Annotated in this window: 27 protein-coding genes; 16 read left to right on the top strand and 11 right to left on the bottom strand. The window is 56.2% G+C overall.

Annotation, left to right across the window (positions count from 1 at the left end; genetic code table 11):
* Positions 1-54 precede the first annotated feature (54 nt).
* Both HUE57_RS06080 and HUE57_RS06085 read right to left on the bottom strand, forming a co-directional pair.
* Positions 55-2,124, bottom strand: coding sequence for a thioredoxin domain-containing protein (locus HUE57_RS06080; protein WP_174672895.1), 2,070 nt, complete (start codon positions 2,122-2,124; stop codon positions 55-57).
* 180 nt (positions 2,125-2,304) lie between these two features.
* Positions 2,305-2,451: a hypothetical protein gene (locus tag HUE57_RS06085; protein WP_174672896.1), complete on the bottom strand. Its 147-nt coding sequence runs from the start codon at positions 2,449-2,451 to the stop codon at positions 2,305-2,307.
* Positions 2,452-2,575: 124 nt separating this feature from the next.
* Here HUE57_RS06085 and HUE57_RS06090 point away from each other — a divergent pair, with 124 nt between their 5' ends.
* The 5 genes from HUE57_RS06090 (at position 2,576) to HUE57_RS06110 (ending at position 7,498) form a co-directional block, all read left to right on the top strand.
* On the top strand, positions 2,576-3,316 hold the full coding sequence (locus HUE57_RS06090) for a glycosyltransferase family 2 protein (RefSeq protein ID WP_078484175.1): 741 nt from the start codon (positions 2,576-2,578) through the stop codon (positions 3,314-3,316).
* 19 nt (positions 3,317-3,335) lie between these two features.
* On the top strand, positions 3,336-4,049 hold the full coding sequence (locus tag HUE57_RS06095; RefSeq protein ID WP_078484174.1) for a TVP38/TMEM64 family protein: 714 nt from the start codon (positions 3,336-3,338) through the stop codon (positions 4,047-4,049).
* Entirely contained in the window at positions 4,050-4,865 is an 816-nt protein-coding gene (locus tag HUE57_RS06100; RefSeq protein ID WP_174672897.1) for an ArnT family glycosyltransferase, read from the top strand.
* 1,002 nt (positions 4,866-5,867) lie between these two features.
* Complete coding sequence (locus tag HUE57_RS06105) at positions 5,868-6,302, top strand: phosphatase PAP2 family protein (RefSeq protein WP_338140938.1); 435 nt, start codon at positions 5,868-5,870, stop codon at positions 6,300-6,302.
* Positions 6,299-7,498 (top strand): class I SAM-dependent rRNA methyltransferase, encoded by a 1,200-nt coding sequence (locus HUE57_RS06110; protein WP_078484171.1) that lies wholly within the window; start codon positions 6,299-6,301, stop codon positions 7,496-7,498. Before HUE57_RS06105 ends, HUE57_RS06110 begins: the two co-directional genes overlap by 4 nt.
* Positions 7,499-7,502: 4 nt before the next feature.
* Here HUE57_RS06110 and HUE57_RS06115 read toward each other — a convergent pair whose 3' ends face one another.
* Together HUE57_RS06115 and HUE57_RS06120 are read right to left on the bottom strand one after the other, a co-directional pair.
* Positions 7,503-8,441: an FHA domain-containing protein gene (locus tag HUE57_RS06115; RefSeq protein ID WP_174672899.1), complete on the bottom strand. Its 939-nt coding sequence runs from the start codon at positions 8,439-8,441 to the stop codon at positions 7,503-7,505.
* Positions 8,429-9,694: a S1 family peptidase gene (locus HUE57_RS06120; protein WP_078485050.1), complete on the bottom strand. Its 1,266-nt coding sequence runs from the start codon at positions 9,692-9,694 to the stop codon at positions 8,429-8,431. Before HUE57_RS06120 ends, HUE57_RS06115 begins: the two co-directional genes overlap by 13 nt.
* Before the next feature lie 531 nt (positions 9,695-10,225).
* Between HUE57_RS06120 and HUE57_RS18710 the strand changes: the two genes are divergently transcribed.
* The 4 genes from HUE57_RS18710 to HUE57_RS06140 all read left to right on the top strand — a co-directional run bounded on the left by HUE57_RS18710 (position 10,226) and on the right by HUE57_RS06140 (position 15,476).
* Positions 10,226-10,783 (top strand): CerR family C-terminal domain-containing protein, encoded by a 558-nt coding sequence (locus tag HUE57_RS18710; protein ID WP_202034680.1) that lies wholly within the window; start codon positions 10,226-10,228, stop codon positions 10,781-10,783.
* On the top strand, positions 10,780-11,796 hold the full coding sequence (locus HUE57_RS06130; protein WP_078485048.1) for an efflux RND transporter periplasmic adaptor subunit: 1,017 nt from the start codon (positions 10,780-10,782) through the stop codon (positions 11,794-11,796). Before HUE57_RS18710 ends, HUE57_RS06130 begins: the two co-directional genes overlap by 4 nt.
* A 3-nt stretch (positions 11,797-11,799) precedes the next feature.
* Entirely contained in the window at positions 11,800-14,961 is a 3,162-nt protein-coding gene (locus HUE57_RS06135; RefSeq protein ID WP_078485047.1) for an efflux RND transporter permease subunit, read from the top strand.
* Positions 14,962-15,050: 89 nt separating this feature from the next.
* The gene (locus HUE57_RS06140) at positions 15,051-15,476 is read left to right on the top strand and encodes a glycosyltransferase (protein WP_172840391.1); all 426 of its coding nucleotides are present in this window, start codon (positions 15,051-15,053) and stop codon (positions 15,474-15,476) included.
* Here the strand turns inward: HUE57_RS06140 and HUE57_RS06145 are convergent.
* Positions 15,455-15,736 (bottom strand): hypothetical protein, encoded by a 282-nt coding sequence (locus tag HUE57_RS06145; protein ID WP_174672900.1) that lies wholly within the window; start codon positions 15,734-15,736, stop codon positions 15,455-15,457. The genes HUE57_RS06140 and HUE57_RS06145 overlap by 22 nt on opposite strands.
* 92 nt (positions 15,737-15,828) lie before the next feature.
* Between HUE57_RS06145 and HUE57_RS06150 the strand changes: the two genes are divergently transcribed.
* Positions 15,829-16,086 (top strand): hypothetical protein, encoded by a 258-nt coding sequence (locus HUE57_RS06150; RefSeq protein ID WP_078484732.1) that lies wholly within the window; start codon positions 15,829-15,831, stop codon positions 16,084-16,086.
* Between the two features lie 13 nt (positions 16,087-16,099).
* Here HUE57_RS06150 and HUE57_RS06155 read toward each other — a convergent pair whose 3' ends face one another.
* Together HUE57_RS06155 and HUE57_RS06160 are read right to left on the bottom strand one after the other, a co-directional pair.
* Positions 16,100-17,347, bottom strand: coding sequence for a TlpA family protein disulfide reductase (locus tag HUE57_RS06155; protein WP_172840361.1), 1,248 nt, complete (start codon positions 17,345-17,347; stop codon positions 16,100-16,102).
* A gap of 301 nt (positions 17,348-17,648) precedes the next feature.
* Complete coding sequence (locus HUE57_RS06160; RefSeq protein WP_174672901.1) at positions 17,649-18,254, bottom strand: FkbM family methyltransferase; 606 nt, start codon at positions 18,252-18,254, stop codon at positions 17,649-17,651.
* A gap of 1,233 nt (positions 18,255-19,487) precedes the next feature.
* Here HUE57_RS06160 and HUE57_RS06165 point away from each other — a divergent pair.
* Positions 19,488-19,706 carry a hypothetical protein gene (locus HUE57_RS06165; RefSeq protein WP_174672902.1) on the top strand — a complete coding sequence of 73 codons (219 nt, stop codon included), beginning with the start codon at positions 19,488-19,490 and terminating at the stop codon, positions 19,704-19,706.
* Positions 19,707-19,859: 153 nt separating this feature from the next.
* The gene (gene lgt / locus HUE57_RS06170) at positions 19,860-20,642 is read left to right on the top strand and encodes a prolipoprotein diacylglyceryl transferase (RefSeq protein WP_078484736.1); all 783 of its coding nucleotides are present in this window, start codon (positions 19,860-19,862) and stop codon (positions 20,640-20,642) included.
* A gap of 226 nt (positions 20,643-20,868) precedes the next feature.
* Here the strand turns inward: lgt and HUE57_RS06175 are convergent, their stop codons facing one another.
* Positions 20,869-21,480, bottom strand: a complete 612-nt coding sequence (locus HUE57_RS06175; RefSeq protein ID WP_078484737.1) for a glutathione S-transferase family protein — start codon at positions 21,478-21,480, stop codon at positions 20,869-20,871.
* Between the two features lie 242 nt (positions 21,481-21,722).
* On the opposite strand from HUE57_RS06175, the gene HUE57_RS06180 reads away from it, so the two are divergent.
* Genes HUE57_RS06180 through HUE57_RS06195 form a run of 4 tightly spaced genes read left to right on the top strand, consistent with a single transcriptional unit; the run spans position 21,723 to position 24,064 of the window.
* Positions 21,723-22,517, top strand: a complete 795-nt coding sequence (locus HUE57_RS06180; protein ID WP_078484738.1) for a thymidylate synthase — start codon at positions 21,723-21,725, stop codon at positions 22,515-22,517.
* Positions 22,514-23,005, top strand: coding sequence for a type 3 dihydrofolate reductase (gene folA, locus HUE57_RS06185; RefSeq protein ID WP_078484739.1), 492 nt, complete (start codon positions 22,514-22,516; stop codon positions 23,003-23,005). Before HUE57_RS06180 ends, folA begins: the two co-directional genes overlap by 4 nt.
* Complete coding sequence (locus HUE57_RS06190; protein WP_172840362.1) at positions 23,002-23,346, top strand: glutathione S-transferase N-terminal domain-containing protein; 345 nt, start codon at positions 23,002-23,004, stop codon at positions 23,344-23,346. The genes folA and HUE57_RS06190 overlap by 4 nt, the downstream gene beginning before the upstream one ends.
* 16 nt (positions 23,347-23,362) lie before the next feature.
* Complete coding sequence (locus HUE57_RS06195; RefSeq protein WP_078484741.1) at positions 23,363-24,064, top strand: type 1 glutamine amidotransferase; 702 nt, start codon at positions 23,363-23,365, stop codon at positions 24,062-24,064.
* Between the two features lie 5 nt (positions 24,065-24,069).
* Here HUE57_RS06195 and HUE57_RS06200 read toward each other — a convergent pair whose 3' ends face one another.
* From HUE57_RS06200 to HUE57_RS06210, 3 genes are all read right to left on the bottom strand, one after another.
* Positions 24,070-24,615 (bottom strand): hypothetical protein, encoded by a 546-nt coding sequence (locus tag HUE57_RS06200; RefSeq protein ID WP_078484742.1) that lies wholly within the window; start codon positions 24,613-24,615, stop codon positions 24,070-24,072.
* 66 nt (positions 24,616-24,681) lie between these two features.
* A complete protein-coding gene (locus HUE57_RS06205) occupies positions 24,682-24,978 on the bottom strand; it encodes a hypothetical protein (protein WP_135622453.1) in 297 nt (98 codons plus the stop codon).
* Between the two features lie 81 nt (positions 24,979-25,059).
* Positions 25,060-25,887: a symmetrical bis(5'-nucleosyl)-tetraphosphatase gene (locus tag HUE57_RS06210; RefSeq protein WP_078484744.1), complete on the bottom strand. Its 828-nt coding sequence runs from the start codon at positions 25,885-25,887 to the stop codon at positions 25,060-25,062.

Consider the following 25,887-nt stretch of genomic DNA (forward strand, 5'->3'; position numbering starts at 1 on the left):
TTACCATACTTTTAGTGGTTTAATGCTTGATCTGTGTCAGTTGAGGGGTGTTGGCTAGTCAGGGGTGTCGAGCTGCTGTTTGAGTGTGGCCAGCGCGCCCTTGGCAGTGATCGGTGAGGAGCAGGCGTTGCCACTGCAAAGGTAAGCGGTGAAATCGCCGCGCAGGGTACGTTCGGCGAGTGCGCCGGGAAGATTCGTCTCGTCGGAGGGGATAGGGAAGGCGAGGCGACGTGGCGAGTATTGTCGTGCCACCAGCTGCTGCCATGAGCGGAGCTCCTCCTCGTTGCCACGAAGAACCAACATCTGCGAGGGGTAGACCGAAGACTCAACATCGAGCAGCAGTGCGTTGTGGCGATGTGGCATCTCGCTGATCATCGGCGCGGCGGCATCGAGGGTACGTCTGGCGGCGTTCAGGTAGCGCTCTTCCCCCAGTAGCTGGCCAAGACGATTTAGGGCGTAGGCGGCGATACCGTTGCCGGCCGGAGTCGACTCATCACCGAGTGGTTTGGGGCGCTGGATCAACGCCTCGTGATCGTCAGCGGTAAAGAAGAAACCACCATTTTCTTTATCTTCAAAGTGTTCCAGCAAGACATCGGCCAGCGCGATGGCGAAGTCGAGATCGTTGCGTGACCAGCGTACCTGTAACAACTCGAGTAACGCGTCGAGCAGGAAGGCGTAGTCGTCGAGATAGCCCATCAGGCGCGCCTGTCCATCCTTGTGGCTGGCAAAGAGGCGGCCATCTTTCCACAGGTTGTGGCGAATGAAGTTGAGCGCCCGTTCGGCTGAATCGATGAAGGCGCTGTTATCGAAGATGCGACCGGCAACCGCCATGCCCTTGATCATCAGGCCGTTCCAGGCGGTGAGTACCTTCTCGTCGCGCCCGGGATGAACGCGGTGTTCGCGAAGTCTAAAGAGTGTCTCGCGAGCACCATCGAGTTGTTGCCGTACTGAGTCGATATCGAGCATGAACTCTTTCGACAGGGTTTCATCATCGGCGTAGCAGTGTAGATGCCAACTCCCCTCAAAATTGGCCTTGCGATCGAGCCCGAAGTGGCGGGAGAAGAGCTCATACTGTTCGGTCTCGAGTACCTCCTTGATCGTCTCTGGGTGCCAGACGTAGAAGATCCCTTCGTGCCCTTCGGAGTCGGCATCAAGGGTGGAGAAGTAGCCACCTTCGGGGGACTGCATCTCCCGGATCACCCAACGCGCGGTCTCTTCAGCGGTGCGGCGAAACAGCGGCTCGTGGGTGATCTGCCACGCCTCGCTGTAGATGCTCAGTAGTGGGCCATTGTCGTAGAGCATCTTTTCGAAGTGGGGAATCATCCACTGGTTATCGACCGAGTAGCGGCAGAAGCCCCCGCCGAGATGGTCGAAGAGACCGCCGAGTGCCATTTTGCGCAGGGTGAAAGTAGCGCTCTCCAGTGCCTCATTATCACCAGTGGCCGACCAGTGGCGCAGAAGCCGCTCAAGGCTGGTGCAGTGGGGGAATTTAGGGGCGCGACCAAAGCCACCATGTTCCGGCTCAATGCTCTTTTTTAGCTCACGATAGGCCTGGTCGAGGGTCTCGATGGTGATCTCATTGCTGCCACTGCTGTAGAGGTGCGGGGTATTAATTTTCTCCAGTGCATCGAGCAGTGGTGTGTTCTGTTTGTCGATATCGCTGCGGTTGTCACGATAGAAATCGGCTACCTGATTGAGAATGTCGGCAAAGGATGGCATGCCATAGCGCGGCTCACGTGGGAAGTAAGTGCCACCAAAGAAGGGCACCTGAGCATCGTGGGTGAGAAACATCGTTAGTGGCCAGCCGCCGGGACGATTGGTCAGCAGCTGGTGGGCGGTCTGATAGATCTTGTCGAGGTCGGGGCGCTCTTCACGGTCGACCTTGATGTTGATAAAACGCTCATTCATCAGGGCGCGCGGATCATCGTGTTCAAACGATTCGTGTGCCATCACATGGCACCAATGGCAGGCGGAGTAGCCAATTGAGAGCAGGATCGGTTTGCCCGTCTCATGCGCCAGCTGCAACGCCTCTTCACCCCAGGGATACCACTGCACCGGGTTATCCGCGTGTTGCAAAAGGTAGGGGCTGGTTTCGCTGGTGAGTGCGTTTTGCGAGCTGCTCATTGCGCAGTTCTCTCCGCTGTCCTGACTGGTTATGGACGGCTAACTATAGCAGAGCGATAACGGCTTGTCCATCGCTGACCGCCATGGATAGCGAAGCGAAGGCGTTAGTCCGCGATAGTCGACGCCGTCTGCCTATTCGTAGTTGAGAGCGCGGCGAACGACGGAAGATGAGCAGCGGCTTTATGTCGGCGGAGTCAGTGAGGAGTTTGTAGGCCGCGAAGAGGTGATTACGCAACGAACGCAGCGAGTCGGCGCCGCATGGCTAAACGGTCGCGTTAAGTTGGTTGCTGTTTGCTTGGGCTTGATGCCCAAAACAAACTTTCGCAAAAATAGCGACTCCCGGTGAAATCTGTTGCTTTTGAGGGGTAACCAATTAATGAGGAAAATGGTATGCAATCCTGCGATAATAGCCGGCTACTATTGGCTCACCCGCAGAGAAACCTAAAGAATCATGGACTTATCGGTAGTCGTTCCGGTCCGTAATGAGGCCGACAATATCCGCCCTTTGATCGAGGAAATTCGAGACGCCCTGCAGGGAAAGATCGAGTACGAGATCATCTACATCGATGATGGCAGTGACGATGAGACCCCTCAGCGTCTGCAGCAGATGATGGCAGAGCTGCCGCAGCTGCGCGTGCTGCGGCACGTGGTCAACTGTGGACAGAGTACCAGCGTGCGCAGTGGTGTGCGTGTTGCACAGGCCGACTGGATCGCTACCCTCGATGGTGATGGACAGAACGACCCGGCCGACATACCGGCCATGTTCGCGGTAATTCAGGGCGACAATGCCCCGGCCAATCTGCAGATGGTCGCCGGTTGGCGTCACAAGCGTCAGGATAACTGGCTGCGCAAACTCTCCTCGCGGGTCGCCAACAAGGTGCGCTCCTCAATGCTGCGCGACAGCACCCCCGATAGCGGTTGTGGCCTGAAGGTCTTCTCCCGTCAGGCGTTTTTGGAACTTCCCTACTTCAACCACATGCACCGCTTTCTGCCGGCGTTGATCATCCGCAACGGTGGCGTGATCGATACGGTCAAGGTGAACCATCGTCCACGTACCATGGGCACCTCCAAGTACGGTCTGCACAACCGCCTCTGGGTCGGTCTGGTTGATCTGTTCGGTGTGCGCTGGCTGCTCAAACGCGCCAAGCTGCCCGAAGTGGTTGAACAGCCTCGGGAGTCGGGCGGGCAGTAGTACTGCTGGGCCGCATTGCATGAACCCCCGAATACTGCTGCGTGGCCTACTGCTGATTGGCTCACTGGTCGCGCTGGGCTATCTGTTTGAGGTGACTCAACTCGGCAGTCTGCTCGATAAGGGCTGGATCGATAGTGAGATCCGCGGCAAGGGGCTCGACGGTGAGCTGATCTTTATTGCCATCGGTGCACTCGCCACCGCTGTTGGTCTACCGCGTCAGCTGATCGGTTTTCTCGGTGGTTACGCCTTCGGTTTCCTTTTCGGAACTCTCGCTGCACTGATTGCGGCTAGCCTCGGTTGTGTGATCGCCTTCTACTACTCGCGACTCTTCGGACGGGCGCTGGTGATGGCGCGTTTCGAACGACGCATTCGCCGCGTTAATGATTTTCTTAGTGGCCACACCTTCTCAATGACGGTACTGATTCGGCTGCTGCCGATCGGTAGTAACCTCGCGACCAATCTGGCAGCGGGTGTGACCCATGTACCCGCCTTTGCCTTCATCGCCGGTTCGGCGCTCGGTTACATCCCACAGACGGCGGTGTTCGCGCTGGCTGGAAGTGGTATTGAGGTTGATCCCGTGCTGCGTATCGGTCTCGCTATCGCCCTGTTTGTTATCTCTGGAGTGCTCGGCGCCTATCTCTACCGACGCTTCCGTCACGGTCGTAGCCTCGATCGTGAGATCGATCGGGAACTGGGTGAGGAACAGGCTGTTGAAGAGCAGCAGAAGGCGTAGATGAGCGAGCTCACTTCAATGAGGCTGCGGATCTCAACACCCTGGCTGCTGCTTGGCGGCTGGCTACTGCTGATGATCGTCTCACTGCTGTCGCGCAGCTATGCACCGATTGATGAGACGCGCTATGTGACGGTTGCCTGGGAGATGTGGCTGCGTGGCGACTATCTGGTGCCGCACCTCAATGGCGAGACCTATAGCCACAAACCGCCGCTGCTCTTCTGGCTCTTCAATCTCGGCTGGTCGATCTTCGGTGTGAACGAGTGGTGGCCGCGACTGGTGCCACCGCTGTTTGGTCTCGGGTCACTCTTTCTAACCATACATATCGCGCGTCGCCTTTGGCCCGAGCGCGAGGTGGTGGCTCAACTCGCACCACTGATGCTGCTCGGTTCACTCTTCTGGGCCTTCTACACCACCGCCACCATGTTCGACATGATGATGGTCTTCTTCACCCTGCTCGGCCTGAGTGGTGTGATCGACGCCTGGCAGCGTGGTGGCCTGCGTGGCTGGCTCATTCTGGCCGTTGCCATCGGTCTGGGTGTGTTGGCCAAGGGACCGGTGATTCTGCTGCTGACCCTACCGACTGCGCTACTGGCACCGTGGTGGATGGGCGCGGGCCGCATCGTCAGTCTGCCGCGCTGGTATCTGGCGATCTTCGCCTCGGTGCTCGGTGGGGCTGCCATTGCGCTTGCGTGGGCGATTCCCGCTGCGATTGCGGGTGGTGAGGCCTACGCCGATGCTGATCACGCTCTTCTGGTGGTTGATCAGGTAACGGCCACAACGCATGGTTCCTGCCATCGCCGTCGCGGCTTCTTCTGAGCGGGATCGCTGGCGATCTCTGCTACCGTTCTGCTGCTTGCCGGCTGGGTGGCTGCTCTGATCGCCGCGCTGGTGGCGGAGCTACCCAACTGGAGCGTCTGAACCGGGTGCGCTGCTGGGTTGCGGTCGGGATTCGCTTGTATTAGCCGGATTCACTGGCCGCCATGCGTGGCGTATGCGTCGATCAGGGTGGGTCCAATATCGCCGTTCTGGGTGCGCGACCGCTCATCGCCTGCTTGGCCGAGCGACCGTGCTCTGAACAGGGGTTGCGTCGCAATCTCGTGAGTACCCTGGTCGTACCATCTTGCGGCTGTCGCGCTGGCGATCTTCAAACGGCGTCAGCTGAGGACGTGGGCGCAAGTATCCAATGGGCGGTTACGATGAAATCCGGGTCGGAGGGGCGGGTGTCGTCGATTACACACCGGTAGTGTCTCATCGCCGATTACTGCTGCCGCCTGGTGGCGACGTGGCGGGCTCGACGATGCAGTGCTGGTGATCAATATGGGCTGGGCATGCTGCCGACTCGCTGACTACGAATCTGCTACTCTGTCGGTCTGACGCGGGTACTCGCTGTGGAATTTGCAGTAAACGCGGTGTTGCGGCTGACGATGGTGCTGGTGGTGATCGGCCAGTATCCATTTTGCTTTTAGCCCACTCCTCGAACGCGTCCGCTTATGATCTTCAGCCGGCGTTGCGAGCCGTGGGCGCAAATAATCAGAGGGTGGGGCCGGCAGCATGCAAGTTGGCCTGCCACCTTCACTTGGGGGGCCTTCTGCGGTTTTCCTGCGCGGTGGGTTGCAACGGGCCGATGCGGGGTTGCGCTGAACGGTTGCGGACTCGCGTACCATCTGCCGACTTCTGGATCAGATCGGGTGGGTCGCTGCTGGTGATCTACTTTTGTGGGTTGGATGTGCCGATCGTAACCCTTCTCGCACCGCTGGTCGAGTCGCGCTGGTTATCTCGCAATGTGGAAATGTGGTTGAGTCGACGTTACCATTTGCTGTGGCTGAAGATAGGGCGCTTGGTGGTGACGCGTTGATCCGCATGCAATGTGATAAGCAGAACCACTTCGGCCGAAGCGGTCGCCGTTTGAATTCAGCCGATTGCGCAAGCGGGGCAGCGGTTACTGCATACATCGCATCACGGCGATTGCCCTCTAACCACACCTTCAACTTCTTTGCGATGGCGCTCTTCATGAGTTTCTTCCTGCGCGGCTGGGGTTGGCGAACGGCCCTGATCGGGGTTTCGCTACTGGTTGCGATCTCCCGTATCTATCTCGCCAAGCACTATCCGAGTCAGGTCGGTGTGGGTCTGCTGCTGGGTGTGAGTTACGGTTTTGTGCTGGGTTGGTTAGTGGTGCGATTTATCCCCTATCTGCGCACGCTTCATCAGCGCGCGGGTGGTGCAATCAGAATTAAAAAGGGTGAGTGGTTATGAGTGAAACGTTTGCACCATTGCGTCTGAAAAAGAATGAGGAGCGTCGTCTGCGTGCCGGACACCTTTGGGTCTTCAGTAATGAGATCGATACAGCGCAGACACCACTGAGTGGTTTCGAGGCGGGTCAGCCGGTTGAGATTCAGGGCCATAGCGGCAAGGTGATTGGCACCGGTTACGCCAATCCCAACTCGCTGATCACGGCACGTTTGGTGAGTCGTGATCGTAAACACCCGCTCTCCGATTCACTGCTGGTGCACCGCATCAAGGTGGCCCTCTCTCTAAGAGAGACGCTGTTCGATAAACCCTGTTATCGATTGATTTTTGGCGAGAGCGATGGTCTGCCGGGTGTGGTGGTAGACCGCTTTGGTGATGTGCTGGTGGTACAGATCACCACCGCCGGAATGGAGCGGATGAAGGATGCACTGCTCGCTGCACTGGAGAAGGTACTCAAGCCGACGGCGGTGCTGTGGCGTAACGACAGTTCGATTCGCAAGCTCGAAGGGCTCGATAGCTATGTTGAACCCGCCTTGGGTGAGGTGCCGGAGACGGTCGCACTAGAGGAGAACGGCGTGCAGTTCGAGGCACCGATCATCGGCGGGCAGAAGACCGGCTGGTTCTACGACCACCGTATGAACCGCGCACGACTCGCTCCCTATGTGCAGGGCAAACGCGTGCTCGATGTCTTCAGTTATGTCGGTGGGTGGGGTGTGCAGGCGGCCGCCTTCGGCGCAAGCGAGGTGGCCTGCGTCGATAGCTCCGAGAGCGCACTCGATATGGCGCACCACAATGCCGAGCTTAACGGTGTCGCTGACAAGTTTGTCGGCGTTGAGGGCGATGCCTTCGAGGCGCTCAAATCACTGCGTCTCGATCACGAGAAGTTCGATGTAGTCATCCTCGATCCGCCCGCATTCATCAAACGGAAAAAGGATTTCAAACAGGGTGTAGAGGGGTATCGGCGTCTCAATCAGCTCGGTATGCAGGTACTACAGAAAGACGGCATCCTCGTCTCTGCATCCTGCTCGCACCATCTGCCCCATCAAAAACTGCAGGATCTGATGCTGCAGTCCTCGGTCCACCTCGATCGTACCCTGCAAGTGCTCGAGCAGGGCCATCAGGGCCCCGATCACCCGGTCCACCCGGCAATCCCCGAGAGTGCCTACATCAAGGCGATCTTCTCCCGCGTGTTGTGGCGCTAAGGCGCTACTCGATCGTATCGATCATTGATGAGAGCGCATCCAGATGGCTCTCCATCTCGATATCTCTACCCAGCTTGGCGTAGGGCGGCTTGATCGTCGCCGAATAGCTCGGCTGGGTGCTGAACTCGGGTTGCTCGGCCGAAGTATATAGATAGGACAGGAGCACGATGGAGAGCGCACCGACAAATGCCGCCTGTGTAGTGCGCTTCACATTGGTGGCAAGCAGAAGGTTGAGTTTCAGCAGCAGGGTCAGGTAGAGCAGTGAGACGAGGTGCTCCGAGATGGTGCCAACAAGCGTACTGCTGCTGAAATAGTCGAAATAGTCGCTGAGTGGTTCTATTAGGGAAGAGAGGCCAAAGGCGAGGAGTGTCGCTAGTAATTGTCCCTTGAAGTGCGCCTGATGGCGGAAGAGACGCCCAATCAGTGCCCAGAATCCTGCCCAGAGCACGACGATCAAGGTGAGTGCTGAGATGGCGAGGCCGAACGCTTTCCAGTTAAACAGGGTTGCCGTATCCAGATAAAGATAGATGCCGGTCAAGGCAATATAGGCCATGAAGGCGATCAGTAGTTTGGCAAAGCCGGCGTTCTCCAGATGGAGCCAGCGGTTCAGAAGCAGCTTGCGCGTCTCCTCTACCGGCTGGCTGCTTGAGAAGAGCGTTAATCTTGAGCGCCCGATCGAGAGTTGATCACCCGAGGCGATGGCATGGCCTGCGCCGCTGATCTCATGGCTGTTGAGCCGGGTCGGATTGGTATCATCGAGCACATCAACGAACCACTCGCCATCGCGTTGTTCGACGGCGACCTGAGTGGGGGCTATATAAGGATCGGTGAGGATGAGGCTGTTGTCGTATCCACGTCCGAAGGTGATGCGCTCACCACCACTTCTAAAAACCTCGGCCACTCGACCGTGACGGGTGCCGACCTGAACAACTAGCTCTTCCATTGCATCGACTCCATAAACAGTTTGAAGAGCGAGAGGGCGTTCTGCTTGCTAATGCCGCTGGCACCCACTGTGATCAACGCAGCCTTCTCATACTCGTCGACCGAGACCATCAATAGTGAAGCGTCGTAGAGCTCCGCGTAGTCGCGGTAGCTGCGCAGACAATTAGAAACTTTCCATGAATGGTCTGCGAGGGTGACAAAATGGGTTGTGCAAGCAAACTCGGTGATGCGTTCCTTGTCACTGGTGTTCCCGAAGCGGGGGTGTTCGAAGCGTTTCTCCAGTGTGTTGTAGAACTGTGCTGTGTTTAACCGATCGGCATCGAACCACTCATAGTTGTAGACGAAGGTACCGGTTCTGAAATCGCTGTCGATATAGAGATTGTCCTGGCTTTTGCAGTGTTTATGAAAGCTGCTGTAGCGGATCTCCGGACTCTCCTCGGCGTGGCCCCAGCACTTGAGTGACTGCTTGAGCTGGCCGGGTAACAGCAGTTCGCCAAATGGAGTCAGCGGTGTTTTTGCGTTGAAAAGAGAGCTGTAGAACTGATTCTGATCACTGAATAGTGCCTTGCCGATCTGTCTCTGGTACTCGCTCGATGGGGTCGAATCAGAGAGGTTGTCGATAAGCTGTCGGAGTTTGATCGCCGGTACCAGGAAACTAATATGCTCGCCCCCCTTGGAGACGTTGATACCGACCACGCGGCCGGCCTGATTAACGGCGGGGCCACCGCTCATGCCGGGATTGAGCGAGCCGGAGAAGTGGAGGCGGTCGTAACGTGAGGTTTCAACCAGACCGTTATAGTTGCCTTCGATAATCGTCATGCCGAGATCGTGGGGATTACCGATTGAGTAGATGCGCTCGCCCTGTTGAGGGCCTCCATCGCTGATTGAAAAGTAGGCGGTTTCGCGCTGTTCGATCTGAAGAATTGCCAGGTCGTTAATGATGTCGAAACCAACCAACTTCGCTTGTAGGTGGGTATCGTCGTGCTGTTTTACCTCGAGCCGGAAATTCTCTGGTTTCTGCACATAGCTTGAGACGACGTGATAGTTGGTGGCTATATGACCATCTGCAGTGACGAGAAAGCCGGAGCCGATGCTCGACTGATCCGAGGTGTAGGTGTCGAGTACCCGTACCTGATAGACCTGCTGCTTCAGCGCACTGAAGAGCTGGCGTGCCTCATCGGCGGCGTGGCTTATCGATGAGCAGGCGAAGAGTGCCAGCAGTAATGCTGAGTGGAGGGTGATTCGGTTCACCATGTCTCTCCCTGTGGTGTGATGTCCATTTGAAAGGGGATGATAAAGGAGCCGAGCAGCTCTAGGCAAAGCGAACTAATCGGATACCGCTTCACTTCATACTTGAATTTCCGGGAGGGTTTCATATGCTTGTTTCAAACGGTTGTTTGAAATAGGTAGGGGGAGTATGGGAGAGCAAGAGGTTGAGAATACCCGCGAGCGTCTGCTGCGGGCGGCAACCGCTGACCGCCATGGATAGCGAAGCGAAGGCGGTTAGTCCGCGATAGTCGACGCCGTCTGCCTATTCGTAGTTGAGAGCGCGAGCGAACGACGAAGAAGATGCAGCAGCGGCTTTATGTCGGCGTAGAGTCACTGAGGGAGTTGTGTAGAGCCGCGAAGAGGTGATTACGCAACGAACGCAGGACGTCGGGGCGCCGTAGGCATAAACGGTCGCGTTATATTTGCCGCTTGCTTGGCTTGGATGCCCAAAACAAGCTTCGCAAAAATAGCGACTCCCGGGGCAGTCTTTGCAGAGTCTGGTACGATGCGGCGACGGTGCGTGAGATCTGCAGCCGGGCGGGGGCGAATATCGCCGCTGTTAATTATCATTTTGGTGATAAGCGTAACCTCTACGCCTCGATTTTCGATCGTGTTTTTGAGGCGGTACGCGCCTATCGCACACCATTTCTGCCGCGTAGTGAACCCCCCGAGCAGCGGTTGGCTATCTATGTTCGTGCCTTCTTCGAGGAGCTCTACTACTGCGAGGAGGATCAGCGGGAGGCGGGTGATATCGCCGCTATCTATCTGATGGAGATGGCCCGGCCTACTGAAGCACTCGACCATATCGTGCAGGCCTACATCGCCGCCGATGCCGAGGAGCTGCAGGATATCGTTACCGCGATGCTCGGTCCTGATGCCGAACCGGAAGTGGTACTCAACTGCGCCTCGAGTATCGCCGGACAGGTGCTCTACTACTACCACGCGCAGCCGTTGATCGCCCGTCTCCATCCCGAAGTTCCAGCGATTAGAGAACGTGTCGACGCGTTGGTCGACCATGTGGTGAGATTTTCACTGGCAGGTGTCAGCAGCTTCAAGCAGGGGAGTAACGGATGATGAAGATGATGAGATTGCTGATTTCGACGTTGCTGTTCGGTGCGTCGGTAGTGAGTGTGCAGGGTGCCGAAGAGTCGCAGACGGTGGTAACGGCACAGCCCGCCTTTCGCCAGGTTTCCCTAACTGGTTTCTCACGTGCCCATGCGCGGTTGCCGCTGGTGGCTGAGAGCAGTGGCAAGGTGTTGAGTGCGAATGCAGATGTCGGGGATGTAATCGGCCCGAAGGGATTCTTTGCAAGGCTTGATCCAACTTTTATCAAGCTCGATATCGAGGCGAATCGTATCCAGCAGAAACAACTGCGTTCGCGTATCGATTACGACAAGCTCGAGGCCAAGCGCTACCGGGAGCTGAGCAGTAAGGGGAGTGCCTCCAAGTCGCGCCTTGATGAGTTGGAGCAGCAGCTGCGCGATAGCCGCCTGCGTCTGGCTGAGCTGAAGGTGCATGAGAAAACCCTGGCGGAGCGGCTGCAGCGAACCGCAGTTACGGCACCCATCGGGTGGCGAGTGACCAGTCGTCTGATCGAGCCCGGCCAGCGGGTGAATGAGGGCGAAGTGCTGGGGGAGGTGGCCGATTTCTCACAGCTGCTGGTCCCCTTTGCCCTGACACCGAGTCAGTTCGCGGCAATACGACAGCAGCAGGATCAACTTGAGCTGACCCTGCCAGACTGGGGCGTGAGTGTTGCAGCGACCCTATACCGGATTAATCCCGGTTTCGATCAAGATACGCGCAAGATCGTGGTCGAGCTGCAGTTGGCGGGAGAGCTACCCGAACGGCGTGGCGGTCTGCGACTGCTGCTCGATCTGAAACTACCAGAGCGTAGCGGTGCGGTAACGCTTCCCGCTGCGGCGGTAGAGGAGAGTTATGACGAGTTTTGGCTGACCCGAGAGGATGGCGAGCGAATCAGGGTCGTACAGCTCGGTGTTCACAATACAGATAGCGAGCAGCGCTATCTGCGCCTCGCCTCGCCGCAGATCAAAGCGGGTGATCGCTTCATCCTGCGTGGGGGCGAGTAACCGATGCGCCCGGTCGTTAAATTCTCCCTCAAGCAGAACGTCCTCTTTAATCTGGTCTTCGTGCTGCTGATCGTTGCCGGTGCCTTCTCGGTGATGGAGCTACCGGTCGAGCGTTACCCGCAGGTCAACTTCGGCAAAGTGTTGATCTCCAGTTTCTACCCGGGCGCCTCGCCGAGCGATGTGGAGGCGCTGGTGACCCGCGAGATCGAGGAGTCGCTCGAGGGGTTGGAGGATGTCGAGTTCATCCGTGCCAACTCCTCGCGTGAGTTCTCGGTGATCGTGGTCAAGTTCCGTGATGATGTCGACTACGATGCGCGCTATGACGAGCTGCGGTTCCGCGTGCTCTCGATGCTCGGTGATCTACCCGATATGGTCGAGCCGCCGAGCTTCACCATGATCCAGACCGCCGACTGGTTGCCGGTGGTCTCGGTCAACCTGGTTGGCGAGCGCTCCAACCGTGCGCTCTCGATGATGGCCAAGGAGCTGAAGATACCGCTTGAGCAGGTCGATGGGGTGCAGGAGGTGGTGCTGGAGGGGGAGTACCAGCGCGAGTTCCACGTCTATCTCGATATCGGGCGCATGAATGCGCAGGGCATCAGCTACGAGCAGGTGGCGGCCGCGCTAGAGGCGGCCAACGTCTCGATCCCGGCGGGCGACTTCACCGATGGCTCCGGCGAGTACGTGGTCAAGGTCGATGAGAAGTTCCGTGATCGTGAGCAGGTGCTCGATACCGTTATACGCCGAGATCAGGACGGTTCCTTCGTCAAGCTGAGCGATGTGGCGAGTGATGCGAAGATCTCCCATCGTGATCCGCATGTGATCACCTCGGTCAATGGCCGTGATGGCGTCACACTCAAGATTCTCAAGACCGAGGATGGCAATGCACTGACCATCTTTGATGGGATCGACCGAGTGGTTAGCGGCTTTATTCCGGTGCTACAGAAGCAGGGGGTTGAGGTTGTCCTGACCCAGGACTCATCGACCTATATCGAGGAGTCGATCAGCACCCTGGGCTGGAACATGGCGCTCGGAATCGTGCTGGTGAGCCTGATCATCTGGTACTTCATGGGCTTTCGCAATGCAGCATTGACCACCGTCGGTATCCCCTTCGCCTTCCTGGTCACGATGATTTTGATGAAGCTGACAGGCAACTCGCTCAATGAGATCACGCTCTTCTCCTTCGTGCTCGTCTCCGGCATCGTCGTCGATGATGCGATCGTGGTGGTGGAGAATATCTACCGCCATGTGCAGAAGGGGGATGATCTCTCTAAGGCGATTATCGATGGCACCTCCGAGGTGATGATTCCGGTCATCGCGGCCACTGCCACCACCGTTGCTGCCTTCCTGCCGATGCTGCTGATGACCGGCTCGACGGGTGAATTCTTCGCCCTGATCCCGAAGGCGGTCAGCTTTGCGATTATCGCCTCGCTGATCGAGTGTCTACTGATTCTACCGCTCCACTACCGAGACTACGGACCGAAGCCGGGTCATGTGCCCGATGAGGATCACGATAATGCGCTGATGCGTCCGCTACGCAACATCACCGAACGGATCGTCAACGTAACGATGCGTTTTCGTATCACCAGTGTCTCGTTGGTGGTGGTCGCCTTCTTTGTTGCCATCTCCATTCTGGTGATGTCGATAACCGGTGCCTCCTCGCTGATTCGCATCAAGTTCTTCCCCGACGACTACAACCTCTACTACGCCTTCATCGAAGGATCGGCCGATACCTCGATTGAGGAGACAGCGAAAAAGACCAAAGAGATGGCGCGTTTTGTGATGGCCGATGGCGAGGGTTACGCACGTTCGGCGGCAGGCTTTGGCGGTTTTTCGGTGACCGAAGATTATGAGCAGGAGTTTGGCCACAATCGCGGCACGGTGATGGTGGCGCTGCCGAAAAAGGATCAGCGCGCCTTCGAGGGTGCACAGGCCCATCTGGAACGGATGCGAGAGCGGCTGGTCGAGCGCTTTGCCGGTAATGGATTCGAGATCAAGGTGCGTGCAGAGAAGGATGGTCCGCCAGCGGGCAAGGATCTTAACGTGCGCATTGTCGGCGATAACGAGGCGAGTGTGAACGGACTGGCCGAGGATGTCCTGCAGGCGCTACGTGGAAACGAACAGTTTGCCGAACATCTCACCCAGCTCGAGGATGATAGTGGTCTACCCGCGCGTGTGTTTCGCATGGTGGTCGATCAGGCGCGGACCCAGGAGCATGGGTTGACCACTGCCGATGCAGCGCGTCTTGCTGCCTCGGTGCTCGACGGTCGCTTTATCGGTAAGTTTCGTGCCGCCGAGGAGGAGATCGATCTCAAGCTGCGGGTCGATCCCACCTTCCTCGATAGTCCTGAGGCCGCACTCGATGTGCCGCTGCTACAGCACCCCTCGGGGCCGGTCTATCTGGGTGATCTTGTCGAGCCGGTAGCGGTGGTCGAACCGGGTGAGTTACATCGCTACCAGAAGCAGCGTAGCTTGACGATTACCGCCAACATCAAAACCGGCGCGCCCTTCTCCAGTCCAACCGTGGTCGCCTGGGTGAAGGATTACTATCAGGGTATTCGTGAGAACTATCCGGGCTCGACGCTGGTCTTCGGTGGTGAGTTCGAGGAGACGCAGCGCTCCTACACCTCACTCACCTACGCCTTCGGTCTGGCGGTGTTACTGATGTACCTGATCCTGGCCACCCAGTTCCACTCCTACCTGCAACCGATGATTGTTATCTCGGCGGTGGTCTTCTCCATCATCGGCGTGGTCTTTGGCAAGATGCTGACCCAGTCGCTCTTCACCGTGAACAGTTTCATCGCCGTTGTTGGTGTTACCGGCGTGGTAGTGAACGATGCGCTGGTGCTGATCGATTTCATCAATCGTGGTTACCGCTCAGGACTGTCACGCCAGCAGGCGATTAGAGAGGGGATAAGAGTACGGTTGCGCCCGATTGTTCTGACTACGCTGACGACCACTCTCGGCCTGCTGCCGATGGCAATCGGTATCCCCAGCTACTCGCTGATCTGGGGCGCGATGGCCTCAACCTTTGTTACCGGTCTTGCCACCGCAACCTTCCTCACCCTATTTATTGTGCCGGTGGAGTGGGATCTGTTGATGGGCTTGAAGGAGCGCATGGATCGACGCAAGGCGAGGCGTCTTGAGGCGCGTGCGGGGGAGTTGTGAAACTGCGAACACGACTTAAGCGGTGGTTGGTTGAGGGGCCGATGCGCGCGCTCTTTTGTCATATTTACAGAGCTGTGATCGCAGCTGAGTTGGCCCTGCAGAAACTGTTTGATCGTTTCCTTGCGCAGCCCGAACAGAATGCAGAGCTATTGTCGCAGTTGACCATCACGATCAAAACGTTCGAGCGACCACTAGCGCTGCGACGGCTGGTTGAGTCGATTCAGCAGTTCTACCCGAGAGTCAGAATTGTGGTGGTCGACGACAGCGCCGAGCAGCTACAGCTGGACGGAGTCACGACGATCACAATGCCCTTCGATTCGGGCGTCTCAGCTGGAAGGCAGCGGGCGCTGGAGGCGGTCGAGACACGCTACGTGATGGTGCTTGATGATGACTACATCTTCACTCGACGCAGTGGGTTGGTCCCGTGCCTGCGCTATCTGCAGCGTAATGAGGCTGTCGACATCGTCGGTGGCGAGCGGATCGACCTGCCGTTCTACCGGATCAACGACCGCTGACCGCCATGGATAGCGAAGCGAAGGCGGTTAGTCCGCGATAGTCGACGCCGTCTGCATATTCGTAGTTGAGCGCGAGCGAACGACGGAGAAGATGCAGCAGCGGCTTTATGTCGGCGTAGAGTCACTGAGGGAGTTGTGTAGAGCCGCGAAGAGGTGATTAGGCAACGAACGCAGGACGGTCGGGGCGCCGTAGGCATAAACGGTCGCGTTAAGTATTTGCCGCTTGCTTGGGCTTGGACGCCCAAAACAAGCTTCCGCAAAAATAGCGACTCCCCGATATGCACGGTCACGACTCCACCCGAGTGGCAAGGCACCGCTAGCCGAACCAGATACGTTAATCGACGGACTACCCGTGCAGTTGAAGATCGCCAACTTCTTTATCGCCAGAACGGAGCGGTTGAAGATGGTTGGCTGGGATACGGCGCTGAAGCGGCTCGACCACGCCGACTTCTTCAGTCGCGCCTGTGGCGTGCTGGTGACCGTCTACAATCGGGAGATGAAGTGTTTGCATGCGCCCGTGTCCTTCGATCATCACTACATGGCATTTCGGAACGATTACGCTGCCGACCGAGAGTTGATCGGACAGCGCTACTACAGCGACAGGAAGTAAGTGGCGTGTGTTTCTACTCGGTGAGCAGCTGATCGATAATTTTCCAGCTCTCGGCGGTGTCCCAGTCGATAGCACGGTTGGTGGAGTAACGGATGTTGCCTGCTCGGTCGATGATGAAGGAGCTGGGGAAACTAAAGACCTTCCACTGCATCGCCGTCTTGCCATCACGATCCATCAGTACCGGGAAGTCGACCGGTATCAGTTTCATAAAGGCTTGAAGCTGTTCGTTGGTCTCACGAAAATCGATCGAGACCACCTCGAAGTTGCGGTCACGATAACGCGCCGCCAGACCGTTGAGTGATGGCACCTCTTCAACGCAAGGCGGACACCAGGTGGCCCAGAAATTCACCAGCGTCACCTTGCCGCGATAGTTCTGCCAGCGATCCTCCTTACCCTCGAAATCGGGCAGGACAAAACCGGGGGCGGTGACCGGTTGTTTAAACTCCACCAGCTCCATCACCTGTTGGCCGGTATCGCCGGATTTGAGTTCGGTTACGCTGGCTGGTTTCGGATAGCGCTCCATCATGGCCGCAAGGCTCAGCAGCTGCTGAGGTACGGCATGTGTTGCTCCCAAATCGCCAGGGCCGTGATCGGTCTCGCCCATGAAGAACCAGTCTCGAACGCGCGGAACGATATAGGCATAGGCATAGGCAGGCGAACCACCGCGCCAGAACGTCCCCATCACCTCGCTCAGGCGCCAGCGCTGGCTGCCGATCTCCGGCTGATAGATCACCACCGGGATATTGGTCGCCGAGACGATGGGGTCGATGATCGGATCCTGTCCGGCCACCGGCGCCGGGCCAAACAGATTGGGGTAGAAGAGCACCGCACCGGTCAGGCGTGACTTTTTCTGTTGCTGTTGCCAGAGACGCGCACCGCGCAGCAGCGGCACCGGCACCGGCATACGGTCGTAGGCGACCAGCAGTACCCGCTTGTTGCGTTGGCTGTGGGCCGCTTCAAGCAGTGCCAGTACCCCGTTACCTGAGAGCTTGCGCTGTACCTCGCTACTGCGCGGCAGAAAGTAGGATTCGAGCAGATCGACGCGCCAGATCTCCGCACCTGCACGGTTCACCGCTACCACCATCTCATCGAACATCGACCGCACCTCCTCGTGGTCGGTCAGCCAGATGATCAATAGGTCGCCCTCGGAGGGGTGGTGCTGAACGGAAATCTCGTTTCCGTCGTGGTCAGATACCGTGAAGTCCTCTGCAGCGAGCAAGGGAGAGAGGAGTAGCAGGCAGAGAGTGAATAGCTGTTTCATCGAGTTTTCATGGCGTCGGCAAATTGATTCGACAATATGGAGTGATGCGAAGGGTGTTGCAAGCCCGTCGCCTGATGTTGCTGTTTTCGTGGGGTGGGTTGAGTAAAGCGCGATGAGTAGATTAGGCATGCCGCCATTGGACGATGTGGTTAGGGCCTGGGTGGTTTGTTGGGTATCACTCCATCCCAAGGGTGCTTCCTCGCTTCGCTCAGGGCGCGTTCAATCCAATCTACGAAAATACGTGCTGAGATGTGGTTGAAAAAGAGGGGTGTGATGGGGAGGAGCGGTTTGGTGTGGAGGCTCAGGAGGTGCCGTGCTCTTCAACGGCTTGAAACACCGAATCCTTAAAGTACCAGTCATCAAACTTTGAAAGGGTGGTGAATTTTCGTCGATAGCCATGCCTGCTCAAGAGATTGAAGATCTGCTCTCTGTTTCTGGTGAAGTTGTGTTCGCAGGTGATGATCGATATCTCATATTTGTCGAAGTTGAAACTATTCAATATCTCGAATTCGCTTCCCTCGGTATCGATCGACAGGTAATCGATTTGTCGAGGAGCATTATGTTTCTCTAGCAGGTCGTTCAGAGAGAGGGTTTTTACCTCGTATGTGGTCGACTCTTTTCTCGTCTTGGCATGATGGTCGTGATCGCTAAACTTAGAGATGGTTGAGAGTGTTGCGACATCTGCTTCTGTAAAAGAGAGGGTGTCGTGGCTGCTGCTCCACACACAGGAGTGATCGACAGCTGCATCTCTGTTGTTTGCAAGGTCGGTGTGCCAGATCTTTCCCGGTTCAGCGAGGATGCCTTGCCAACCATACTCTTTCTCCAGCAGATAGGTGTTGCTGAATTTGATGCCATCTGATGCGCCAAATTCGACGAAGTAACCGTTTGTCTTAAATCCCGTCGCCAATAGAACGATTACATCCTGGTGGATTTGAGCGCTGCTGGTTCCTTCAAAAATGCCAGCCTGAGTGACTAGCTGGAGCAGTTCTTTCGTCTCAATCTCGGATTCAAGTAGCCGATTGGGCTTCCGAGGGCGTATCAGCTCAAGGCCGAGTGGGGATAATAATCTGTTGAGTGCGCGTCTGATCATCGCGCGAGTTTACCAATTGCTGGTCGGTAGGTGTGTGGCTATTGGTGTGGCAGGGATATAGGGTGGCTGCGTTATTGGGTGGCGCACCGATTACCTAGTTAGATGCCCAGAAACTGATTTCTACCACTCGATGGTGGCGCTTATACGTAGGTTGGGTTGAACGCAGTGATACCCAACAAACCACCCATACCCTAACAACGTCATCCAAAGGTGGATATCACTGCGTTCAACCCAACCTACGGGTTCATCGGGAAGAGAGAGTTTTTGAGCTGTTATTGTGAATCTTGGGGTGAGTATACTGTTCACGGAATAATTCTTAATTAAGCTATTGGATAGCTATGAAAACAATATTGATAAGTTTTGTGTCGTTTCTTGTGTTCTCTGCAACAGCCTATTCAGCCGATAAAAAGACCATGAATCGGCGCTGGAACTGGTTGATACGATTCACGTGGAGCGAGATATACAAGATGTGATAGAGACGATTCTCTCTATTACGGAAGCGAATCTGCCGAGGAATTATCCGAGTCAGAGGATATGTCGAACTTCGTTTTAGATGAGTATCGACGCATCTTAAATAGTAAATTCGATTGGGGGCAGGATAAGGTCGAGGTCGCAGAGTTGGTTGCGAGAACATACTCTGAGCGAGAGGTGAGAGCTTATCTTGATTTTCTTGAGAGTGTAGATGGTGGGGTTATTTTCGTAAGACACATGAGTTTGATGAGAAGCTTTCTCTTTGGATAAAGGATAAGTTGGAAGGGGTTGAGGGTGATCTGCGTGGGATTTCTTCTGAACTGGGCGAGAATTACCTGTTGAAGTTGAGAGAAGAGAAGCCAAGAGCTGTGGAGGAGGTTGTCTCTGAGAATTATTACGATATCAAGGTGTATAAATGTTATTGGCCTATTCTAACGATATGATTTTATTTGCTAATAATTTTGATGGGTATAGGTTTGTTAGCAAGAGACTGAAACTAACTCAGGGACGGAAACAGATTGAGTTTTCAAAGATCGATGTGCCGATTGTAGATGAGCTAAAGGGGTTGAGGAATTGGTCGTGGAAGACATGGGTGTTCGAAATGGATTTAAATTGATTGAAATGTCATTGGTGGACAATAGGTTGGAGGGTAAGGTTGATCCATTGTTTGTTGATGAGGATGAGGGTCGTATGTTTGCGGTTGAGAAAGATGGTATTCGAACTGTTTTGACAGGTGTTGATGAGGTTGAACTGGAATATATGCTTGCCAGATGTGATGCGACAAAGAAGGAGTATTGAGTTTTATTGCTGGACTATTGCGCTATTTTTTTGTGGTGTTGTTGAGTAATAACTAATCCACCGGCTCCCCTCTATCTACTTGGGGTGACATGAATTCATGAAACCTGTGCTCTGCACAAGAATGCAATAAACCCTCTGGTATACTCCCCGCCCATGTTGACCTATCCCAATATCGATCCTGTTGCGCTGGCGCTCGGGCCGGTGAAGATTCACTGGTACGGGCTGATGTATCTGATTGGCTTTGCCGCCGCTTGGTGGTTGGGTCGGTTTCGTGCACGTAAGGCCGACTCCGGCTGGAAGGTGGAGCAGATCGACGATCTGATCTTCTACGCGGCGTTGGGTGTGATTCTCGGTGGACGTATCGGTTATATCCTCTTCTACAACTTCGCCAACTTTATCGACAACCCGCTGATTCTGATTCGTATCTGGGAGGGAGGGATGTCGTTCCACGGCGGGCTGCTCGGGGTGTTGGTCTCGATGCTGCTCTTCGGGCGCAAGGTGGAGAAGGGTTTCTTCACCATTACTGACTTTATCGCGCCGCTGGTGCCGGTCGGGTTGATGGCGGGGCGCATTGGTAACTTTATCAATGGAGAGCTGTGGGGACGTGTTACCGATCATTCAATCGGTATGGTCTTCCCTGGTGGTGGGCCGATGCCGCGACATCCTTCACAGCTCTACGAGGCAGCGTTGGAGGGATTGATCCTCTTCCTGCTGCTCTGGTGGTTCTCGGCCAAACCGCGACCGCGCATGGCGGTTTCGGGGTTGTTCCTGATCGGATACGGCGTAGCGCGCACGGTGGTGGAGTTTGCCCGTGAGCCCGACGACCATCTTGGTTTTATCGCCTTCGACTGGCTGACGATGGGACAGATGCTCTCACTGCCGATGGTGATGTTTGGTGTGGTGCTGCTGGCGTTTGCTTACCGTCGCCGAGCGTAGGGCTCTCCCTGATCCGATTTTCTGTGTTGTCGCCATGTACCGGAGTCGAACTTCGACTCCGGTACATGGTTTAGGTTGTAAGTCTCTGTAGCCCGGATGGAGCGACGCGAAATCCGGGGTGGTTGCTCTCTCTCCTTACCCTCTCGCCATATTGGCGATCTCTGCCTCGGTTTTCGTTGTTGTCGTGCGGTAGTGGAGTCGAGATTCGACGCCGCTACCTGTATTTCTAACCTTCGCCGACCCGCATCAGCCCCGGCATGGTGATATAGCCGGGCTGGGTCTCGATGCGCGCCATCCACTGTCGGATGGCGGGGTAGGGATCGAGTGAGAAGCCACCGTCACCGCTCAGTCCGATGTAGGGGTAGCAGGCGATATCAGCGATGGTGATTGTGTGCCCCGCCAACCAGCTACTCTTCGCTAGCTGCTGCTCTACCACCTCCAGTGCCTGTTCACCCAGCTTGCGACACTCTTCAGGGTTCCACGGTTTGTTCATTAGCTTGATGGCGCGAGCTCGTGCCAGACCGTAGAGGATCTCGTTCTCTGAAACGGCGAGCCACTGCACCACCTCTGCCATACCGAGTGGATCGGTCGGCAGCCAGCGCTCACCACCGTATTGGCGGGCGAGGTAGGTGAGGATCGCGCTCGAGTCCCAGATGATGGTGCCGTCGTCGTCGAGTACCGGGATCTGTGCGCGAGGGTTGAGCTTGAGGAGTGCCGGTTCGAAGTTTTCCCCCTGGCGCAGGTCGACCGGTACCAGCTCATGTTCGATGCCGAGCAGTGAGAGCAGCAGGCGGATTTTGTAACAGTTTCCTGAGATCTCGAAATTGTAGAGTTTCATCACGGTTATCCCTGTCGCCGGTTTACGACAGGGTAGCTGAGTTTGTGCCGCATGGGGACGTCATCAATCGACTCATTCGATCTATCATCCTTGAATCTCGATTTAAACGATCAGATTGTTCGGGTGTGTTGGCTAAGATGCAGTCTGCGAGGCGGTAAATAACACCGAGATTAGGGTCTTATGTTGCAGGCCGGGGTAGGTATAATCGAGCGGATAACGATACCTTCAATCGAGGAGCGGTAATGCGGCAATATCTGGAGCTGATGCGCCATGTGCGTGACAACGGGGTGAAGAAGGAGGACCGGACCGGCACCGGTACGGTCAGTGTCTTTGGCTACCAGATGCGTTTCGATCTCAGTGAAGGTTTTCCGGTGGTCACTACCAAGAAGCTTCACCTGCGCTCCATCATCCACGAGCTGCTCTGGTTCCTGCAGGGCGATACCAACATCCGTTATCTGAGGGAGAACGGGGTGCGTATCTGGGACGAGTGGGCCGATGAGAATGGCGATCTCGGCCCCGTCTATGGTTCGCAGTGGCGCAGCTGGCCAACCCCCGGTGGTGGCCATATCGACCAGATCACCCAGGTGATCGATCAGCTGAAGAACAATCCCGATTCACGCCGCATTATCGTCTCGGCCTGGAATGTGGCCGAGGTGGAGAATATGGCGCTGCCGCCCTGTCACGCCTTTTTCCAGTTCTACGTCGCTGATGGCAAGCTCTACTGCCAGCTCTACCAGCGCAGCGCCGATATCTTTCTCGGTGTGCCGTTTAATATCGCCTCCTATGCGCTGTTGACGATGATGATGGCGCAGGTCTGCGATCTGGAGCCGGGTGATTTTGTCCACACATTGGGCGATGCCCACCTCTATTCCAACCACCTCGAACAGACCGATCTGCAGCTTTCGCGTGAGCCCTATCCGCTGCCGACGATGAAGATCAATCCTAAGATCAAAGATATCTTCGATTTCACCATTGATGACTTTGAGTTGATCGGTTACGAGTCACACCCCCACATCAAAGGGGTGGTGGCGGTTTGATCGTCTCACTGATCTGGGCGATGGATGAGCAGCGTCTTATTGGCGTTGAGAATCGTCTGCCGTGGAAGCTACCGGCCGATATGAAGTGGTTTCGCCGCCATACACTGGGCAAGCCGATCGTGATGGGGCGCAAGACCTTCGAATCGTTTGGTGGGCGTCCGTTGCCTGAGCGCACCAATATCGTCATTACCCGTGATCCAGACTACAGCGCCGAGGGCGCGGTGGTGGTCCACTCAATCGAGGAGGCGCTGGCTGCGGCGGGTGAGGTCGAAGAGGTGATGATTATCGGCGGTGCCTCGTTTTATGAGCAGATGCTGGCGCAGGCCGATCGCATCTACTTTACTAAGGTGCATGGTCAGTTCGAGGGCGATGCCTGGTTCCCGGAGTTTGATCTTTCTCCGTGGCGCGAAACGCTGCGTGAAGAGCAGCCGGTTGATGAACGTAATGCCCACGCTTGCAGCTTCATCGTCATGGAGCGCTCGGTTTGAAGGGTATTCTCTCGGCACTACTTAATCTCGTCTGCCGCAAGGTGATTGAGCGTAACCCCGAAGCTCAGGCTGCCATTGATGCCGAGCTGAAAAAACTGACCCTCTACCACTATCCCGCCTGCCCCTTCTGTCTGCGCGTGCGGCGAGTGATGCGCTATCTAAAGCTCGATATCCCGTTGCAGGATGTGATGCAGAGCCGGGATGCGCACCAGGCGCTGCTAAAAGGCGGTGGCATGACTCAGGTGCCCTGCCTGCAGATCATTGAGGATGATGGTGCAGAGCGCTGGCTCTATGAGTCGGCCGATATTAATCATTACCTGAAGTCGCGCTTCTCCAAATAGAGCAAGGATCACCCCGATGCATATTCATTACCTGCAGCACGTTCCCTTTGAAGGCATTGGTTCGATCCAGGACTGGGCCGATCGGGGAGGGCATACGGTTTCGCGCACGCGTCTCTATGCCGGTGATCAGTTCCCCGCCATTGACCGTTTCGACCTGCTGGTTGTGATGGGCGGCCCAATGAATATCTACGAGTACAGCGAATATCCCTGGTTGAAGGTGGAGAAGGGGTATATCAAACAGGTGATCGAGGCCGACAAAGCAGTGCTTGGTGTCTGCCTTGGAGCGCAGCTGATCGCCGATGTGCTCGGTGGGCCGGTGGTCGATGGGCGTGAGAAGGAGATCGGCTGGTTCGATATCAAGCGCTCGGCCGAGGTGGCCGATCATCCACTGGCTCTCTTTCTCGATGATCAGTGCGAGGTGTTCCACTGGCACGGCGATACCTTCAATATCCCGCCGGGTGCGATTCACCTCGCCTCAAGCGGCGTCTGTGACAACCAGGGTTTTATCTACAACGATCGCGTGGTGGCGCTGCAGTTCCATCTCGAGACCACGGCGGAGAGCGCTGCGGCATTGATCGAAAACTGTGCCGGTGAATTGGCCGAGGGTGGTGCTCATATTCAGAGTGGTGCGGAGATGATGGCCGATGGTGCGCGTTATGCGGCGATCAATCAGCGTATGAATCGGCTGCTTGATGCAATGGCAGCAACGCTTAATTAACTGAGCTACTCCTCGAGATAGAGGAACGACCAGCGGCTGCCGGTGGTCTCCTCCAGTCGCTGCATCAACTCATCACCCGGTAGCGCCAGTTCTGCCGGTATTCCCCAGATGTCGATTCGTAAATTTCCGAAGCCCCCGTAGTGACGCCAGTTGAGTGAGGCTAGCGCTGTCTCTGAGCTGCACTTTGGACAGTTGAGCGATGTCTCGGCGGTTATCTCATCTGTTTGAAGATGGTTACGCCACTCTCCCAGCTTGGTACGGCAGGAGGGGCAGCGGGGCGGTACGCCCTGACTGCCACCGATCAGTATTGAGTTCTCTGTAGCGACCGGCTCCACATGGCAGAAGCTATCGCCCGCCCTCGGATCGGTGACGATGTGCGGTGCGCAGCCGAGGAAGGTGATCAGTGCCGCGAAGCGTTCACCGGCGAGGTAGTGGTTGTGTCCCTGAAAATCGATCGCATTCTCGATCAGACCGATCTCTCTGATTTGCGTGGTGACAGCATCAAGCGTGCTGGCTGCAGCGGTGGTGTGCAGGATGAGTTTTTCGGCCATTGGTGATCCGCGAAAGCGGTGAGTAATTAGTGGTTGGGAGCGCCATTATACGGGCGCTCCCGGTTGTTAGGCGAGGCTGCTGCTCATTGCAAAGTTGTGTTCCAGGCACGGCTCAATTTCCGTGCTGTTGAGGGTCTCTCCGGGTTTGGCAATTAGCTGTAGCAGTACCCCATCTGTTGTGGGTTGGATATTGATTCGGTCTACCTTGTTATATTCGTCTGTGGCGTTTTCACAGCTACCGTCGTCGCAACGGCGATCGCGGCAGTTGTTCATATAGTGTTCAAGCAGCTGCTCCTGCTCTACGGCGTCGGCACTGATTGAAACGTCGAGATGTCGGTCGCGATTTTCGATCCGATATTCCATCTCCATGTAGTCCTCCCTTTTAATACACCTACATTTTTATAGACTATTTGGGCGAAACGGCAAGTTTTCAACCCCTCGTAACTACTCTTTCGGTGAGCGACAGCCGGGGCAGTTGTAGGCGATCGATTCACCGCTTTCGAGGCAGTAGGCGGTCAACGTGCCGCCCCAGAGGCAGCCGGTATCGAGTGCAAAGAGGCTGCCATCAGTCATTAATCCGAGCGTTGACCAGTGGCCGATGATCACCTTCAAATCGCGGCTGCGGCGTTCTGGGTGTTCGAACCAGGGTATCAATCCCTCTGGCTGGCTGCCGGGTGCGCCCTTGTGGTGAAACTCCAGCGCGCCATCTGGCTCCAGATAGCGCATACGGCTGAAACAGTTGGTGATAAAGCGTAACCGCTTGATCCCCTCCAGCTTACCTTTCCAGCGCTTCGGTTTGTTGCCGTACATGTTCTGCAGAAAGTCGACGTAATCATCGCCCTGTAGCACCGCCTCGACCTCTGCCGCACAGGCCTGTGCCAGGGAGAGATCCCACTGTGGTGCTAGCCCGGCGTGAATCATGGTGTAGCCAAGTTTGGCATCGTGGTGTAGCAGTGGCTGGTGGCGAAGCCACCGCAGGAGTTCGGGGCCGTCGTCGGCCTCGATCAGTGGCTGGAAGTTGTCGTTCTTGGAGTACTTCAGATGCCCCTCGGCAACGGCGAGCATATGCAGGTCGTGATTACCGAGTACGGTGATGGCACGATCACCGAGTGACTTTACAAAACGTACCGTCTCGAGCGATTTGGGGCCGCGGTTGACCAGATCGCCGGTGAACCAGAGTTGATCTTTAGCGGGATCGAAATTGATCCGTTGCAGTAGCTGCTGCAACTCATCGAAGCAGCCCTGTATATCACCGATTGCATAGGTGGCCAC

This window comes from Candidatus Reidiella endopervernicosa, from assembly GCF_013343005.1.
Lineage (GTDB): Bacteria > Pseudomonadota > Gammaproteobacteria.

Coding starts and splice junctions, on each gene's coding strand:
- HUE57_RS06100 (WP_174672897.1), top strand. CDS start 4,050: ATGAGCGAGCTCACTTCAATGAGGCTGCGGATCTCAACACCCTGGCTG.
- HUE57_RS06110 (WP_078484171.1), top strand. CDS start 6,299: ATGAGTGAAACGTTTGCACCATTGCGTCTGAAAAAGAATGAGGAGCGT.
- lgt (WP_078484736.1), top strand. CDS start 19,860: ATGTTGACCTATCCCAATATCGATCCTGTTGCGCTGGCGCTCGGGCCG.
- HUE57_RS06205 (WP_135622453.1), bottom strand. CDS start 24,978: ATGGAATATCGGATCGAAAATCGCGACCGACATCTCGACGTTTCAATC.
- HUE57_RS06120 (WP_078485050.1), bottom strand. CDS start 9,694: ATGGTGAACCGAATCACCCTCCACTCAGCATTACTGCTGGCACTCTTC.
- HUE57_RS06090 (WP_078484175.1), top strand. CDS start 2,576: ATGGACTTATCGGTAGTCGTTCCGGTCCGTAATGAGGCCGACAATATC.
- HUE57_RS06115 (WP_174672899.1), bottom strand. CDS start 8,441: ATGGAAGAGCTAGTTGTTCAGGTCGGCACCCGTCACGGTCGAGTGGCC.
- HUE57_RS06130 (WP_078485048.1), top strand. CDS start 10,780: ATGATGAAGATGATGAGATTGCTGATTTCGACGTTGCTGTTCGGTGCG.
- HUE57_RS06080 (WP_174672895.1), bottom strand. CDS start 2,124: ATGAGCAGCTCGCAAAACGCACTCACCAGCGAAACCAGCCCCTACCTT.
- HUE57_RS06155 (WP_172840361.1), bottom strand. CDS start 17,347: ATGAAACAGCTATTCACTCTCTGCCTGCTACTCCTCTCTCCCTTGCTC.
- HUE57_RS06175 (WP_078484737.1), bottom strand. CDS start 21,480: ATGAAACTCTACAATTTCGAGATCTCAGGAAACTGTTACAAAATCCGC.
- HUE57_RS06095 (WP_078484174.1), top strand. CDS start 3,336: ATGAACCCCCGAATACTGCTGCGTGGCCTACTGCTGATTGGCTCACTG.
- HUE57_RS06135 (WP_078485047.1), top strand. CDS start 11,800: ATGCGCCCGGTCGTTAAATTCTCCCTCAAGCAGAACGTCCTCTTTAAT.
- HUE57_RS06200 (WP_078484742.1), bottom strand. CDS start 24,615: ATGGCCGAAAAACTCATCCTGCACACCACCGCTGCAGCCAGCACGCTT.
- HUE57_RS06180 (WP_078484738.1), top strand. CDS start 21,723: ATGCGGCAATATCTGGAGCTGATGCGCCATGTGCGTGACAACGGGGTG.
- HUE57_RS06195 (WP_078484741.1), top strand. CDS start 23,363: ATGCATATTCATTACCTGCAGCACGTTCCCTTTGAAGGCATTGGTTCG.